Here is a 15,404-nt window from a genome sequence, read left to right on the forward strand (position 1 = left end):
GCACTGGCGCCTGGCCGACGGCCGGACTCTCACCTGTGACATGTCTCGCGAATCAACCGTGAAAGAACGAAGCGAAAGCGGTCTGTCGATCGCCGAGCGGTCCTCCATCGCGTACCGGATCGCAGATCTCGTCGCCTAGAGCGTCCGGCAGAGAACGTCGAACAGTGCGCGGGCGGCGGGCCCGGGGCTTTGGCGAACTGCGACCGAAAGCGCGGCATGTGCTGCATTGCGCAAAGGAACAGCCCTGAGCGGCGGGCCGATCATCGACTCAGCGAGCACAGCAACACCCGCGCCTCGAGCAACGAGCCCAAGCGCGGTATCAGGGGAATGCGCTTCGACAGCAGGTTGAATGTCGCACTTCGCCGCCTGGCCCATGAGCTCTAGTGCGGCACGGATGCCAGTGCCGGCCGCGAGCGTAATGACGTCGACTTCCGCAAGTTCACGCATATCGAGCGCATCGATCTGGCACCATGGATGGCCCTCCGGCACCCCGACGCAGATGCACTCATCGACGAACATCAAACTGGCGAACGACGCTGGAAGCGGTTCGCAGTGTGCGACCAAGATCACGTCGAGTTCACCCCGTAGTAACCCCTCGATCAATGGCTCCGAGTCGTCTTCGACCAACGTCGCGCTCACCCCAGGGTAGGTTGCACGGAACTCCGCGAATCCATCGAGGAAACCCGGGATCGTGCAACCGATGATTGTGCCGATCCGCACACTTCCGCGAACGAGCCCATTCAGTTCGTCGCTCACACGCTCGATGCTGTCGACTCCAGCGAGTACGGCTTGCATCGTCGGGATCATCGTCCGCCCCTCGAGTGTGAGCCGCGGGGTGCGCGTGGATCGGTCGAAGAGCGAAACGCGGAGTTCGCGTTCAAGCTTCGCCACCTGGGCGGAAACACCGGATTGGCTGACATGAAGGGAACGCGCAGCTTCGGTGAAGGAGCCGAGACGTGCGACCTCGACGACGTACCTGAGTTGATGCAGTTCCATAAGCAGAAATGCTAGTTCACATAAATATCAGATGTTTTACTTCTATTCCGGGAACAGCGAGCATACAAGCATGAACACCTCAGGGATGACACCAGCGACCATCGCCGAACTCTACTTCGAGTGCTGGGCGGCCGGAGACCCGGAGCCGCTTCGCGATCTCCTGCATTCGAACGTAACCTTCGATGGAGCTCTCGGTTCCACGCGCGGCCCGGAAGAGTTCCTGGAAGGTCTCGCCGGAATGTTTGCTGCGACGACGTCGAACGTCGTACGGCTGCGTCTGGCATCCGATGAAGATGTCGTCACCTGGTCGGAACTCCAAATCGGTGGTAAGGCTCCGATGCAGGTCGCTAACTGGACCCACGTTGAAAATGGGCGAATCGTCGCGGTTCGCGCGACTTTCGATCCGCGGCCGATATTTGCCTGAACACTGTTACCAAGAGGCCGTGACGCGCACGATGGGCAGATCCGATTGCCATTGTCGTGTCCGGGAGCTGCACGAGACGCCCCTGGCGACGGTCATGGCAGTACGTGGTCGACATAGCTGCCCGATGCGGTCGGCTGGTCTCATTGCGATATCGAGGCGGCGACGCATCCGCCCGAGTACTCCGACGTACGAGGTCCGCCGGCATCGGTCAGAGCGAAACGTCCAAGTGATTCGTCAGCAACCCGACTTGGCTGCCGGACTCGTCGTAGCTTGGCCTGGAGCAGGGGTTCTCTCGCCCGGTCAACATATCGTCCACAGCCGCGAACTGCCCGGTCGGACTGATCGACTCGCGCACTTCCGCCGCTTGCCTGGTGACGTCGAAACCTCTCAACGTCGCTGTTCCCGCATCAGCGTCGTCCCCCAGCCCCGGTCGACTACCGCCGACGGGAAGATCAGCTTCCGCCGCGCAGGCAGAATGCACCACACACAACGGGAGCCCGGACGATGGCCGGGCTGCCACCTGTGACACATCTCGCAACTCATCCGAGACCCATGTCCCGAGTCACCACACTGTGGAAGCAATGGAGCGTTGCGGGAACAGACGACCACGGGTTGAGAAGCTCGTTTCCACATGGAATCAAGGCACCCGCGATGATGCCGAGGCCACAGGCACCGCCGACGATCACCTAATCGACGCAGCGGCGGAACCAAGTAGACGACCTCGAACACGCCTCACCGACAAGGAAGTGGACGCTATGCGAACACTCCTCGCTCAAGGCGTCAGCGTTAAGGAGGTGTCACGTCAGTTCGGAGTGCATCGCGGAACCGTGTGGGCCAAGACTCGCTAGATTCAATGCCCAGACTGGACGCGAGTCCGTCGAGCTTGCGCTGCCACCGTCAGCACCACAACCCATGCGACGAGCAGCAACGCGCCGACCACGACGCCCCAGAGCGGCTCGATGCCCCAGAGAAGCGGCCGCCCGCCAACGAGATCGATGATGCCCTTACTCAGGAACCAGCCGCCCGCTACCGCGAGGAGGACCGACGCGACCACAAGTGGCCAGAATCGTATCGGAGCACTCGACGGTGCATATTGCTTCGCGTAGTCCTGGGGCGAGCCGAAGCTGTCATATGGGTCTTCATGCGTGTCGGCGATGTGACTCTCTACCTGGCGGAGAACATCAGCGATGCGGTCTTCATGAGTATCTTGCAGTTCCAGTGAGAGCCGGAGTTCGTCGAGATACTCGCTTGCTCGTTCGTTAGTCACGGTGCTCCTTTGAAGAGTGAATGATCGTGCTTGCGAGACGTGAAAACTCTGCCCATCTCCCGCGAATGCGGGCCAGCTCGTCCCGGCCTTGATCGGTGATCTTGAAGAACTTACGTCCGGGGCCGCCGTCGCCATCTTGCCAAGTGGCGACGAGGTGACCCGCAGCTTCGTACCTGGCCAGGAGTGGGTACAGGGTGCCACCCTTTACCTGCCCCAGCCCGCCCTGCTCGAGGCGCTGCGCGATCAAGTAGCCGTAAGTCTCACCTTCGGAAATGATCGAGAGAACTGCTGGCCCGAGCACGCCGCGTAGCCATTCTGAGGGCCACGAGTCAACTTCCATGACTAAACAGTATCGCAATCTAGTCAGTACTGCTACATAGTCGAAGATTATGCCCGCCCATCACGTGGACAGCCGCCTGGTTGGCGTCACAGTCGACGCGAGATTCCATCGCCGAGCGGATCCTTGCCCATTCCGAAGTTGCGGTCGCGTGCAGAGCCGTGGCGTTTGCGGGCACTAGCCTCGTCCGCGAGACGTGCACGTTCTGCGGCCAAGCAGACCCGGCACGTCCAGCACGCCCACCACCTGAAAGGGCTGCTCTACTGCGGCACCTGCGGGTCGCGGATGCTCCTCGACTTCGCCACCAACCCGCGCGGCACGACCTACGCCTATTTCATCTGCTCGGGCCGCGCCGCGAAGAAGACCCCTTGCACCAGGCGAGCGGTTCCGGTCGCGGTCGCGGAACGCCTCGTTGCGGACTCCTACGCGCGCATCACGATCAGCGACGGCACCTATAGCAACCTCGCGAAGCAGGTGGATGCGGCGTTTGATAAGCGCATGGCGGGTCGGGATCAGGAAATCGCCGACCTCATGGCGAACCGGGAACGCCTCGAAACCAAGTCCGACAAGCTGCTGGCGGCGCACTTCGCCGACGCCATCGACCTGGCCACGTTGAAGCGACACCAAGACCGCATCCGGGCGGGCCTCGCGGACGTGAACCAGAAGCTCGCCGAGCACGACGAGCACCAGTCCGGCGGGCGCGCGTTCCTCCACGACAGCCTGCGACTCCTCACCGACGCCCACCACGCCTACGCACGCTCAGACGACGCCGACCACAGGCTCGCGAACCAAGCGTTCTACACGCGCATCGACATCACGGAAGACGAGGAGCTGCGCCCGCAGCTCGCGGAACCGTTCGCGACGATCATCCGCGAGGGTATGCGCGCCGAGGACGACAGTGACAGCACGAACGACGACCCCGGAGACGCCAAACGGGAACCCGCAACATCTTTCAATGTCGCGAGTTCCCGTAAGACACTTTGGGTGGAGCCTAGGAGATTCGAACTCCTGACATCCTGCTTGCAAAGCAGGCGCTCTACCAACTGAGCTAAGGCCCCGACACCCCGAGGGGCGGCATAAAGCCTACCAGCATCACAGCGCGTCGAACGCACGGCATCCGCACCCCGCAGGTCGACGACGCGGATGATCTCAGCCCGGTCCGCTTCGACGGGCACGCCCTCTCCGGCGGCGATCGCGACGCCGTCCTCCCAGAAGCGCGTCGCTCCCTGGCGCCCTTCGTCGTTCACGCCGAACATGAGTGCGAGTTCATCCAGCCGCCGGCCGGCCGCCCTGTTCTGGACCTTGCGTCCCCAGGTGTCCGGCGCCGAATCGCCGAACGGATTGATCGGTTGCAACGACTGCGCCCCGGGGAAGAGTCCCAGCCCGGGTGTCAGCACGAAGGCCTCACGACTCCTCAGATCATCGGAGTCGTACTCGACCGAGCCCGAGATGAGAGCCGAACGCAGGTTCCCGGGTGCTCTCGTCGGCGTTGCGCTCCCCTGCGCGGGGTCGGGCAACAGTCACCGCGGATCGAGACGAAGAACCCCCGGACTTCCGCAGAGATCCGGGGGAGGGTGTCGACCTTGTGGTGGGGCTACCAGGACTTGAACCTGGGACCTCTTCATTATCAGTGAAGCGCTCTAACCGCCTGAGCTATAGCCCCGTCAACCTCCAAGACTTTACCGGAAGAAACGGGTGAAAAGCGAATCGAGCCCGACCCCGAAGGGCCGGGCTCGACGTCGGCTCAGTCGCCGAATCCGCTCGGCTCCAGCACGACGGTTCCCGCCGTCACACTCGCCCGGATGCGATGCTCGCTGCGGCTGTCCTCGCGAAGCGAGCTGCGGAGCGTTCCCGCCGATTCCTCACGCCGCAGGTCGTATGCCGCATCCGGGAGCAGGAGTTCGAGGCGCCCTGCCGCGACCCGCACATCCACGGCATCCGGCACCGAGCGCAGGGTCGACTCGATCTTCCCGGCGTTGACCGTGTACGAGGCGCTGCGCACCCCGTCCAGGTCGATCCTCGCGTTGCCGGCGTTCAGCTGCGCCGTCAAGGTCCGCGTCTCGCCGGTGACGGTGAGGGACCCGGCGTTGAGACGGACGCCCAGTTCGTCGAAGGCCCCGTCCACGGCGAGCGCCCCCGCGTTGAGGGTGAGGTCGGCGTCCAGTCCCTCCAGGGACTCCGGGAGCACGAGGGTCACCCTCGGGTCCTTGTCGAACCAGCCCCCGCGCACCCAGTCCGGACGGAACAGCTCGAAGGCCTGCCGCGGCCCCCGCACAGTCAGCTCGTCCCCGTCCCGTGTCAGCGACCATCCCGACGTCGAACCCTGTTCGATGCGCAGCTCCGCATCGGCGGCGCTCCCGCGGAACTCCACCCGCACGTCCGCGGCACTCACGTCCATGTCCAGGGAGTTCACGCCTTCGGCATCCGCTTCCAGCGATCCCGATCGCGCGTCCAGCTGGTGCGCACCGGCGACCGCGGCGGTCGCCCCCGTTCCCAGCAGCACCACCCCGCCGAACACCGCCAGCAGCACGGTCAGTGCGCCGACGCTCCTCTTCGTCGTGCCGTTCATCGCCTGCCTCCCTGGTCGTCGTTGCCGGCATCCGTCACGGCGGTGCCGATGTTCTCGATGTGCGCGAGTGCCGCCAGCACCCGCCGGTTCCCGTCCTCGCGTTCCAGCCCGAGCTTCTGGAAGATGGCGGTGATGTGCTTCTCCACGCTGGCCTCGCTGAGGAACAGCGTGGTGGCGATGGCACTGTTTGACCTGCCCTCCGCGATGAGGGCGAGCACCGTCCTCTCGCGCTCGGTGAGCCGCTGCATCCGCTCGTCGTGATTGCGGCGGGTGAGCAACTGCGCCACCACCTCCGGGTCCAGCACCGTGCTGCCGGCGGCGATGCTGCGCACCGAGTCGATGAACTCGGCGACGTCGGTGACCCGATCTTTGAGCAGGTAACCCAGCGCCCCGCCGCGCGCCTGCCCGGACTGCGACGCGATCAGCTCGCTCGCGTAGCGCTCCTCCACGTACTGGGAGAGCACCAGCAGAGGAAGCGACGGATACGCGGCGCGGATCTCCAGGGCGGCGCGGATGCCCTCGTCCGTGAAGGTCGGCGGCAGCCGGACGTCCAGGATGCACAGCTCCGGCTCGGTCTCCACGACGGCATCCAGCAGGCCGTCGGTGTCCGCCAGTGCGGCCACGACCTCGTCGCCGGCGTCCTCCAGCAGTCGCACGAGGCCTTCGCGGAGGAGGACCGAGTCCTCGCAGATCAGGATGCGCATGGCACCGTCACCTCCAGGCTGGTCGGCCCGCCGGCCGGGCTGTCCAGGCGGAAGGTTCCGCCGGCGGCCAGGATGCGGTTCGTGATGCCGTCGAGTCCGCCCCCGGGCTGCACCTGCGCGCCGCCCAGGCCGTTGTCCTCGACGCGCGCCCACAGCGCGCCCTCGCGGCTGCGCACGAGCACCCGGCATTCCCCGGCACGGGAGTGCTTGGCGGCGTTGGTCAGCGACTCGGCGATCGCGAAGTACACGGCCGCCTCGGCATCCCGGCAGGACGCGGCCGCACCGCTCGCACTCGGGTCGATGCGCACGTCCAGCTGCACGGGGATGTGCGAGCGGCCGGCGAGCGCCGACAGCGCCGCGTCCAGCCCGCGATCGTCGAGGACGGAGGTGTGGATGCCGCGGGCGAGCTGACGCAGCTCGGTGATGGCGGCCTTGGTCGAGGTGTGCGCCTCGCCGATGAGGGCCTTCGCGGCGGCGGGGTCCGAGTCGATCTTCTGCTGGGCGAGGCCCAGGGTCATGCCCACCGAGACCAGCCGGGGCTGGACGCCGTCGTGCAGATCGCGCTCGATGCGGGTGCGCTCCAGCTCCGCCGCGCGCACGGCCCCGGCGCGCTGCGCGGATGTCGTGCGCACCTGGGCGCTGAGCTCCGCCTCCCGGTCGGGCATGACGAGCGTGCGGCTGAGCAGCCGGTGCAGCAGGGCGAGGCCCACGATGCCGGCGGCCGCGGCCAGCACACCGAGGATGCCGACCAGCGGCGCCCACTCGGCGGACATGGCGGCGCCGAACGGACCCGCCACGATGCTCTGGCCGCTCGCCTCCGAGAAGGCGAAGAACACCGACCAGACGATGCCCCAGAACAGCCGGAGCACGATCGTGCCGGCGACGCAGGCCAGCACGAAGTTCAGCAGCACGCGCCACATCCGCCCGTCCACCGACTGGCGACTCACGGTGCGGAACCACCCGCCGAAGCCGGGGTGCGTCTGCGGCCGCCATGGCAGATCGGGCAGCTGCCCGCCGTAGAGACCGCCGACGCGACGCACCTCGAACCACGCCACCCCGTACAGGCCGTACACGAGCCCGAGCAGGACGAAGATCCCGACGCCGAAGACGAACAGCATCCCCAGTCCCAGCCCGAGGGCGGCGGCGAGGACGCCGAGGACCGCCGAGCCCGCCGCACCGAGGGCGGCCAGCTCGAGGATCGTCAGGACGATGCGCAGCGGCGGCTTGACGGCATCCGTCTGCGTCGCGGATGCCGCGGGCGACGCCGGTACCGATGATGCGGACGGCGCGGCCGCCGACGCCGCCGGCGGCGTATACGACGGCGGCTGCGGTGCCGGGGGCGGTGGAGTCGGATTCGTGGTCATGGCCTCCACGCTACGGGCGAGGCGTCTCGGGCGGAACGGAGGCGTCCGTAGGCGCGGGTTCGGGTTTTCCCTACACTGACAGGATGACGGATGCGCACGGCGACGAACCGCACGGCACCGGGCTCGGCCAGCGCCTGAACTGGCTGCGGGCCGGAGTGCTGGGCGCCAACGACGGCATCGTGTCGGTCGCGTCTCTGGTGGTGGGCGTCGCCGGTGCGACCAGTGGCACGACCGCCCTGGTCATCGCCGGGCTCGCCGGCCTCGTCGGCGGAGCCATCTCGATGGCGCTCGGCGAGTACGTGTCGGTGTCCAGTCAGCGCGACAGCGAGCGGGCGCTCATCCACAAGGAGCGCGAGGAGCTGCGCACCATGCCCGACGAGGAGCTCGAGGAGCTGACCCTGCTGTACCGTGAGCGCGGGCTCAGCGAGAGCACAGCGCGTCAGGTCGCCACCGAGCTCACCGCGCATGATGCGCTGGCCGCGCACCTGGAGGTCGAGCTGGGCATCGACCAGGACGACCTGGTCAACCCGTGGCACGCCGCCGTGTCCTCGGCGATCTCGTTCACGATCGGTGCGTTGCTGCCGCTGCTGGCCATCCTGCTGCCGCCCGCCGGGTGGCGGGTGCCCGTCACCTTCACGGCCGTGCTCCTCGCCCTCGCCCTGACCGGGTGGATCTCCGCCCGCGTGGGCGGTGCCAGCCCCGTCCGGGCATCGGCGCGTCTCGTGCTCGGCGGGGCGCTGGCGCTGCTGGCGACATGGCTCATCGGCACCCTGCTGGGCACCACGGGCGTGGTGTGACCGAGCGGCGGGTGACCGTGCGCCGGATCAGTTCGACATGAAGCCGACCAGCAGCCCGCCGGTCACCTTGACCGCCAGGTTGTAGATGCCGGCGACCACGGCGCCGAGCACCGTGAACACGATGAGGTTGAGGATCGACACCACGGCGCCGAACGCCATCACCTGAGGCAGACCCACCAGACTCTGCAGGTCGACCGCCCCGTCCGTGAGGGTGTCCAGGAACTCGCCCGTCTGGGCGAGCACGTTCGTGGCCTGCAGCACCATGAAGATGAGGAAGAACGACACCATCGTGACGATCGCCAGTGCCACCGCCCCCAGGAACGACAGCTTGACCGCAGACCAGAAGTCGACGTAGACCAGACGCAGCCGGACCTGCTTGCCGCTGGTCCTGCGGGTCGACTTCTTCGCCAGCTTGTCTGCGACTGTGCTCATTGCTCGGCTCTCTTCGGGTCAGGCTTCGGGGGTCTCGGGCGCAGAGGTCTCGTCTTCCGTCTCGTCCTCGTCATCGATGCCGCGCTCGCTGTTGCGCGCGACGGCGAGGATGCGGTCATCGCCCTTCATTCGAGCGAACACGACTCCCATGGTGTCGCGGCCCTTGGCGGGCACCTCGGCCACGGCAGAGCGTACCACCTTGCCGCTGGACAGAACCACCAAGACCTCGTCCTCCTCGGCGACGACCAGGCCGCCCGCGAGGACACCGCGCTCATCGCTCAGCTTGGCCACCTTGATGCCGGTTCCGCCGCGCTTCTGCACCTTGTACTCGGAGACCGAGGTGCGCTTGGCGTAGCCGCCGTCGGTGACGGTGAAGACGTACGCGTCGTCGGCGACGACGGATGCCGAGAGCAGGCAGTCCGCCTCGTCTTTGAACTTCATGCCGCGCACGCCCTCGGTCGCCCGACCCATCGGGCGCAGGGCGTCGTCGGTGGCGTGGAAGCGCACCGACATGCCCTTCGCGCTGATGAGGAGGATGTCCTCATCCGCGTTGACGAGCTTGGCGCTGACGAGCTCGTCGCCCTCCCGCATCCGGATGGCGATCACGCCGCCCTGACGGTTGGTGTCGTACTCGCTCAGACGGGTCTTCTTCACCAGCCCGCCCTGGGTGGCCAGCACCAGGTAGTCCTTCGCCTGGTAGTCGCTGATCGCGAGCACCTGGGCGATCTTCTCCTCGGGCTGCAGCGCGAGGAGGTTCGCGACATGCTGTCCCTTGGCGTCGCGTCCCGCCTCGGGCACCTCGTACGTCTTGGTGCGGTAGACCCGGCCCTTGTCGGTGAACACCAACAGCCAGTGGTGGGTGGTGGTGACGAAGAAGTGCTCGACGAGGTCGTCGGCACGCAGCTGCGCCCCCTTCACACCCTTGCCGCCACGATGCTGTGAGCGGTAGTTGTCGCTGCGGGTGCGCTTGATGTAGCCCTCACGGGTGATGGTGACGACCATCTCCTCGACGGGGATGAGGTCCTCCATCGACATGTCGCCGTCGAACCCGTGCAGGATGTGCGTGCGGCGCTCGTCGCCGAAACGGTCGACGATCTCGCCCAGTTCGGCGTGCACGATCTCGCGCTGGCGGGCCTCGGTGGCGATGATGTCCTTGAAGTCGGCGATGCGCGCCGCGAGCTCGGTCGCCTCGTCGATGATCTTCTGCCGCTCCAGGGCGGCCAGACGGCGCAGTTGCATCTGCAGGATCGCCTCGGCCTGGTCGTCGTCGATCTCCAGCAGCGCCTTGAGCCCCTCGCGGGCCTCGTCGACGGTGGGGGAGCGGCGGATCAGGGCGATGACCTCGTCGAGCGCGTCGAGAGCCTTCAGGTATCCCTGCAGGATGTGCATGCGGGCCTGCGCCTTGCGCAGCCGGAACCCCGTACGCCGGACGATGACGTCGAGCTGGTGGTCGAGCCAGTTCGTGATGAACCCGTCCAGCGCGAGGGTGCGCGGGACGCCGTCGACGATCGCCAGCATGTTGGCGCCGAAGTTGTCCTGGAGCTGGGTGTGCTTGTACAGGTTGTTCAGCACGACCTTCGCCACGGCGTCGCGCTTGAGCACGATCACCAGGCGCTGACCGGTGCGGTCGGAGGACTCGTCGCGGATGTCGGCGATGCCGCTGATCTTCCCGTCGCGCGCCAGCTCGCCGATCTTCACGGCGAGGTTGTCGGGGTTGACCTGGTACGGCAGCTCTGTGACGACCAGGCACGTGCGGCCCTGGATCTCCTCGATCTCCACGACGGCCCGCATGGTGATCGATCCGCGGCCGGTACGGTACGCCTCGTGAATGCCCTTGACGCCGAGGATCTGCGCGCCGGTGGGGAAGTCCGGCCCGGGGATGCGCTGGATCAGCCCGTCCAGCAGCTCCTCGCGGGGCAGTCCGGGATTCTCCAGCGCCCACAGCGCGGCGGCCGCGACCTCGCGCAGGTTGTGCGGCGGGATGTTGGTCGCCATGCCGACGGCGATGCCGACGGAGCCGTTGACCAGCAGATTGGGGAACCGCGCCGGGAGGACGTCCGGCTCCTGCGTCTCGCCGTCGTAGTTCGGCGAGAAGTCGACGGTCTCCTCCTCGATGTCGCGCACCATCTCCAGGGCGAGCGGCGACATCTTCGTCTCGGTGTACCGTGGGGCGGCGGCGCCCATGTTGCCGGGGGAGCCGAAGTTCCCCTGACCGAGGGCCAGCGGGTAGCGCAGCGTCCACGGCTGCACGAGACGCACGAGGGTGTCGTAGATCGCGGAGTCGCCGTGCGGGTGGTACTGCCCCATCACCTCGCCGACCACGCGGGCGCACTTGGAGAACTTCTTGTCGGGACGGTAGCCGCCGTCGTACATGCCGTAGATCACCCGGCGGTGCACGGGCTTGAGGCCGTCGCGCACATCCGGCAGCGCGCGCCCCACGATGACGGCCATGGCGTAGTCGAGATAGCTGCGCTGCATCTCGGACTGCAGGTCGACCTGGTCGATGCGGCCGTGCTCGTGGATCGGCTCGGGGCGTTCTTCGTCAGTCATGTGTCTTTCCGTACTGAAGTTGTGTCAGCGCCGCGATGAACGGCGTGGGCGTGAGAGCGACTCAGATGTCAAGGAACCGCACGTCCTTGGCGTTGCGCTGGATGAAGGTGCGTCGCGACTCGACGTCCTCCCCCATCAGCACGCTGAAGATCTCGTCGGCCGCGGCCGCGTCGTCGATGGTGATCTGGCGGAGCGTGCGGGTGGTGTGATCCATCGTGGTCTCCCACAGCTCCTTCGGGTTCATCTCGCCCAGACCCTTGTACCGCTGGATGCCGGCCTCCTTGGGCAGCCGCTTGCCGTTGGCGAGCCCGTCCTTCAGCAGCGCATCCCGCTCCAGGTCGGTGTACACGTACTCGTGCGCGGAGTTCGTCCACTTCAGCCGGTACAGCGGCGGCATAGCGAGGTACACGAAGCCGGCCTCGATGAGACCGCGCATGTAGCGGAACAGCAGCGTGAGCAGCAGCGTCGTGATGTGCTGGCCGTCGACATCGGCGTCCGCCATCAGCACGATCTTGTGGTACCGCGCCTTGTCGATGTCGAAGTCCTCGCCGATGCCGGTGCCGAAGGCCTGGATCATGGCCTGGACCTCTTTGTTGCTGAGCGCCTTGTCCAGTCGCGCCCGCTCGACGTTGAGGATCTTGCCGCGCAGGGCGAGGATCGCCTGCGTGTGCGGGTCGCGGCCCTGCACGGCCGAGCCGCCGGCGGAATCCCCCTCCACGAGGAAGATCTCGCTGATCGAGGGGTCCTTGCTCGTGCAGTCCTTGAGCTTGTCGGGCATCGCCGCCGACTCGAACACGCTCTTGCGCCGGGCCGTCTCACGCGCCTTGCGCGCGGCGAGACGCGCGGTGGCGGCGTCGATGGACTTGCGGATGATGTTCTTGGCCTGCGCGGGATTGCGGTCGAGCCAGTCGCCCAGCTGCTCGTGCACGATCCTCTGCACGAACGTCTTCGCCTCGGTGTTGCCGAGCTTGGTCTTGGTCTGACCCTCGAACTGCGGTTCGCCGAGCTTGATGGAGATGACCGCGGTCAACCCCTCGCGGACATCCTCGCCGGAGAGGTTGTCGTCCTTCTCCTTGAGCAGGTTGTTGGCCCGGGCGTAGCGGTTGATCAGCCCTGTCAGCGCCGCCCGGAATCCCTCCTCGTGCGTGCCGCCCTCGTGGGTGTTGATGGTGTTCGCGTACGTGAACACGTTCTCGGTGTACGAGGCGGTCCACTGCATCGCGATCTCCAGGGAGATCTTGCGCTCGGTGTCCTCCGCCTCGAAATCGATGATCTCGTCGTTGACGACCTCGGCCTTGCGCACCCGGTTGAGGTACTCGACGTAGTCGACGAGTCCGCGCTCGTAGAGGAACACGTCGGAGGGCTGCCTGGTGACGCTCGCGCCGTCCTCCGTGTCGACCTCGTAGGCGGATGCCGGGCGCTCGTCGCGCAGGGCGATGCGCAGCCCCTTGTTCAGGAACGCCATCTGCTGGAAGCGGGTGCGCAGCGTCTCGTAGTCGAACTCGACGGTCTCGGTGAAGATCTCGGGGTCCGGCCAGAACGTGATGATCGTCCCGGTGCCGTCGGTCTCCTCGCCCTTGATGAGCTTCTGCTGCGGAACCCCGCCGTTCGCGAAGCTGTGCCGCCAGACGTGCCCCTTGCGCCTGATCTCGACGTCGAACCGGGACGACAGCGCGTTGACGACCGAGGACCCGACCCCGTGCAGACCGCCGGAGACGGCGTATCCGCCCCCGCCGAACTTGCCGCCGGCATGCAGGATCGTCAGCACCACCTCGACGGTCGACTTCGTCGGGTCGGACGCATGCGGGTCGACGGGGATGCCGCGGCCGTTGTCGTCGACGCGGATGCCGCCGTCGGCGAGGATCGTCACCTCGATGTTGTCGGCGTAGCCGGCCAGCGCCTCGTCGACGGAGTTGTCGACGATCTCGTAGACGAGGTGATGCAGGCCGCGCGGCCCCGTGGAGCCGATGTACATGCCCGGCCGCTTGCGGACGGCCTCGAGCCCCTCGAGGACCTGGATGGCGTCGGCACCGTAGTCGCCGGGGACCCGGTGCGGGTCGGGAGCGGACTCGGACGATGCGGACGCGTCCTGTCCCGCACCCCCTCGGCTCGCTGAGTCCATCGCAGGATCGTTCGCGTCGGCAGGGGTTTCAGGCGTCATCAGAAAGGATTCTCCACATCGAAAGGACCCTGTCATTCTAGCGGGTTTTACAGGCCGACATGCCGCTCACAGGCCGTGTATGCGCTTCTGAGCGCTTGGAGGCCGGGCCGTGATGTCCTACCCGTAGGTGTCACGCGGGCCCCGTCCGGGAACGACTCGCACCCCCCATTTCCAGGACGGGACGTCCGGTCCGATGAATCGCAGGTTCTCGACGCCGGCATCCGGATACCGACGACCGATCTCCGTCATGATGACCGACCGCATGAACTGCAGGTTCTTCGCCCACGCGGTGGAATCGCACTTGACGGTGAGCACACCGCGCTCCAGGGACACCGGCTCGGAGTGCTTCGCGGTGTCGGCTCCGGCCAGTTCGGCCCACTGCCGCACGAGGTCCTCCGCCGCCAGCGTCCTCTCCCAGCCGGAATCCCTGGTCAGCTGCGCGAGAACGTCGCCGAGGGTACCGGGATCCCGCCCCTTCGTGAACGGCGCGTTGTCATCGTCGACGGCCACGCGCCTGCGGCGCCTCCAGTTCTTCGAGCTGGGCTTGAGGCCGCGCAGCCGCAGATAGGTGGCGATGGTCTCGGGCGGCTGCGGGTCAGTCATCGTCCACCTCCGGCTCCCTGGTCCTCTCGTCGCTGATGGTACCGGCATGGATGCGCACGACGTGCCTGTGCAGCTCCTCGGGGATGTCGGCTTCGACGGCCGCCGTCACGACGACCTGTTCGTAACCGGCGGTGATGGTCGCGAGTCGGCGCCGTCGGTCGGCGTCCAGCTCGGCGAAGACGTCGTCGAGGATGAGCACGGGATCGCCGGCGGGGGACTCCGCCCGCAGCAGCTGCGCCGAGGCCAGTCGCAGCGCCAGCGCGACCGACCAGGATTCGCCGTGGGAGGCATACCCCTTCACGGGCAGATCCCGCACGCGCAGCACGAGGTCGTCGCGATGCGGACCGACGAGCGTGAGGCCACGGTCGATCTCCCTGCTGCGCTTCGCCTCCAGGCGTGCCCGGAACTGCTCCTCGATCCCTTCGCGCGCGGCGCTCACGGCATCCGTGTCGGGGTCCTCATCCGGCGATTCCTCGGGATCCCCGCCCCGTACGGACATCGCCCACTCCAACTGCGGGCTGTGGTCGGCCCCGGCGATCGCACTGTACGCCTCGGCCAGCGGCGGCTGCAGGTCTGATGCCAGCCGCAGCCGCGCATGGATGATCTCCGAGCCCAGCGAGACGAGCTTGTCGTCCCAGACGTCGAGCGTGGACAGGCCCTCGCCGCGGATGCCGCGGGCTCTGGCCGACTTCAGCAGTGCCGTGCGCTGGCGCAGCACCCGCTCATAGTCGGCGATGACCCCGGCCATGCGCGGCGTGCGCTGGATCAGCAGCTGATCCGCGAATCTTCTGCGCGAGGCCGGGTCTCCCCGCACGATCTGCAGGTCCTCCGGCGCGAACAGCACGACATGCGCGTAACGGGGCAGCTCGTTGGTCTTCGCCGGTGATCCGTTGATGCGGGCCCGGTTCGAGCCGTGCCTGTTGATCTGCACCTCGACGAGCACGGTGCGGCTGCCGTGCACGAGCCGTGCGCGGACGATCGCGGACTCCGCGCCGTCACGCACCATCGGAGCATCCGAGGAGACCCGATGCGAACCCAGTGTCGCCAGGAACACCACCGCCTCTGCGAGGTTGGTCTTGCCCTGTCCGTTGCTGCCGACGAGAACATTCGGCCCCGGATGCAGGGTCAGGTCGGCGGTCGCGTAATTGCGGAAGTCGACCAGGTTCAGGTGCTCCACGATCACCGCATCAGCCTATCCTT

13 protein-coding genes, 2 tRNA genes and 1 pseudogene are annotated in these 15,404 nt (G+C 67.0%); 3 read left to right on the plus strand and 13 right to left on the minus strand.

What is annotated here, in order from left to right; all coding sequences use genetic code 11:
* Positions 1-135: 135 nt before the first annotated feature.
* Positions 136-996: a LysR family transcriptional regulator gene (locus ABD770_RS05940; protein ID WP_344818599.1), complete on the minus strand. Its 861-nt coding sequence runs from the start codon at positions 994-996 to the stop codon at positions 136-138.
* A gap of 31 nt (positions 997-1,027) precedes the next feature.
* On the opposite strand from ABD770_RS05940, the gene ABD770_RS05945 reads away from it, so the two are divergent.
* Entirely contained in the window at positions 1,028-1,420 is a 393-nt protein-coding gene (locus ABD770_RS05945; RefSeq protein ID WP_344818600.1) for a nuclear transport factor 2 family protein, read from the plus strand.
* Positions 1,421-2,270: 850 nt separating this feature from the next.
* On the opposite strand, the gene ABD770_RS05950 is transcribed toward ABD770_RS05945, so the two are convergent.
* The gene (locus ABD770_RS05950) at positions 2,271-2,687 is read right to left on the minus strand and encodes a DUF1700 domain-containing protein (RefSeq protein WP_344818601.1); all 417 of its coding nucleotides are present in this window, start codon (positions 2,685-2,687) and stop codon (positions 2,271-2,273) included.
* A complete protein-coding gene (locus tag ABD770_RS05955; protein WP_344818602.1) occupies positions 2,680-3,027 on the minus strand; it encodes a PadR family transcriptional regulator in 348 nt (115 codons plus the stop codon). Before ABD770_RS05955 ends, ABD770_RS05950 begins: the two co-directional genes overlap by 8 nt.
* Before the next feature lie 282 nt (positions 3,028-3,309).
* Here ABD770_RS05955 and ABD770_RS05960 point away from each other — a divergent pair.
* Positions 3,310-3,384 (plus strand): annotated as a pseudogene (locus tag ABD770_RS05960) (hypothetical protein); the annotation flags it as partial.
* Positions 3,385-4,009: 625 nt separating this feature from the next.
* On the opposite strand, the gene ABD770_RS05965 reads toward ABD770_RS05960, so the two are convergent.
* The 5 genes from ABD770_RS05965 to ABD770_RS05985 all read right to left on the minus strand — a co-directional run bounded on the left by ABD770_RS05965 (position 4,010) and on the right by ABD770_RS05985 (position 7,661).
* Positions 4,010-4,082, minus strand: a tRNA-Ala gene (locus ABD770_RS05965).
* A gap of 528 nt (positions 4,083-4,610) precedes the next feature.
* A tRNA-Ile gene (locus ABD770_RS05970) sits at positions 4,611-4,687 on the minus strand.
* A gap of 81 nt (positions 4,688-4,768) precedes the next feature.
* A complete protein-coding gene (locus tag ABD770_RS05975; protein WP_344818603.1) occupies positions 4,769-5,593 on the minus strand; it encodes a hypothetical protein in 825 nt (274 codons plus the stop codon).
* Positions 5,590-6,297: a response regulator transcription factor gene (locus tag ABD770_RS05980; protein WP_344818604.1), complete on the minus strand. Its 708-nt coding sequence runs from the start codon at positions 6,295-6,297 to the stop codon at positions 5,590-5,592. The genes ABD770_RS05975 and ABD770_RS05980 overlap by 4 nt, the downstream gene beginning before the upstream one ends.
* Complete coding sequence (locus ABD770_RS05985) at positions 6,285-7,661, minus strand: sensor histidine kinase (protein WP_344818605.1); 1,377 nt, start codon at positions 7,659-7,661, stop codon at positions 6,285-6,287. The genes ABD770_RS05980 and ABD770_RS05985 overlap by 13 nt, the downstream gene beginning before the upstream one ends.
* Before the next feature lie 83 nt (positions 7,662-7,744).
* Here ABD770_RS05985 and ABD770_RS05990 point away from each other — a divergent pair, with 83 nt between their 5' ends.
* On the plus strand, positions 7,745-8,458 hold the full coding sequence (locus ABD770_RS05990) for a VIT1/CCC1 transporter family protein (protein WP_344818606.1): 714 nt from the start codon (positions 7,745-7,747) through the stop codon (positions 8,456-8,458).
* A gap of 27 nt (positions 8,459-8,485) precedes the next feature.
* Here ABD770_RS05990 and ABD770_RS05995 read toward each other — a convergent pair whose 3' ends face one another.
* The 5 genes from ABD770_RS05995 to recF all read right to left on the minus strand — a co-directional run bounded on the left by ABD770_RS05995 (position 8,486) and on the right by recF (position 15,387).
* Positions 8,486-8,890 carry a DUF3566 domain-containing protein gene (locus tag ABD770_RS05995; protein ID WP_344818607.1) on the minus strand — a complete coding sequence of 135 codons (405 nt, stop codon included), beginning with the start codon at positions 8,888-8,890 and terminating at the stop codon, positions 8,486-8,488.
* A gap of 18 nt (positions 8,891-8,908) precedes the next feature.
* A complete protein-coding gene (gene gyrA / locus ABD770_RS06000) occupies positions 8,909-11,440 on the minus strand; it encodes a DNA gyrase subunit A (protein WP_344818608.1) in 2,532 nt (843 codons plus the stop codon).
* A 61-nt stretch (positions 11,441-11,501) separates the two neighbouring features.
* Complete coding sequence (gene gyrB, locus ABD770_RS06005) at positions 11,502-13,562, minus strand: DNA topoisomerase (ATP-hydrolyzing) subunit B (RefSeq protein ID WP_344818609.1); 2,061 nt, start codon at positions 13,560-13,562, stop codon at positions 11,502-11,504.
* Between the two features lie 156 nt (positions 13,563-13,718).
* A complete protein-coding gene (locus tag ABD770_RS06010) occupies positions 13,719-14,204 on the minus strand; it encodes a DciA family protein (protein WP_344818610.1) in 486 nt (161 codons plus the stop codon).
* Positions 14,197-15,387 carry a DNA replication/repair protein RecF gene (recF, locus tag ABD770_RS06015; protein WP_344818611.1) on the minus strand — a complete coding sequence of 397 codons (1,191 nt, stop codon included), beginning with the start codon at positions 15,385-15,387 and terminating at the stop codon, positions 14,197-14,199. Before recF ends, ABD770_RS06010 begins: the two co-directional genes overlap by 8 nt.
* Between the last annotated feature and the right edge of the window lie 17 nt (positions 15,388-15,404).

This window comes from Microbacterium soli (assembly GCF_039539005.1).
GTDB classification, from domain to species: Bacteria; Actinomycetota; Actinomycetes; order Actinomycetales; family Microbacteriaceae; genus Microbacterium; species Microbacterium soli.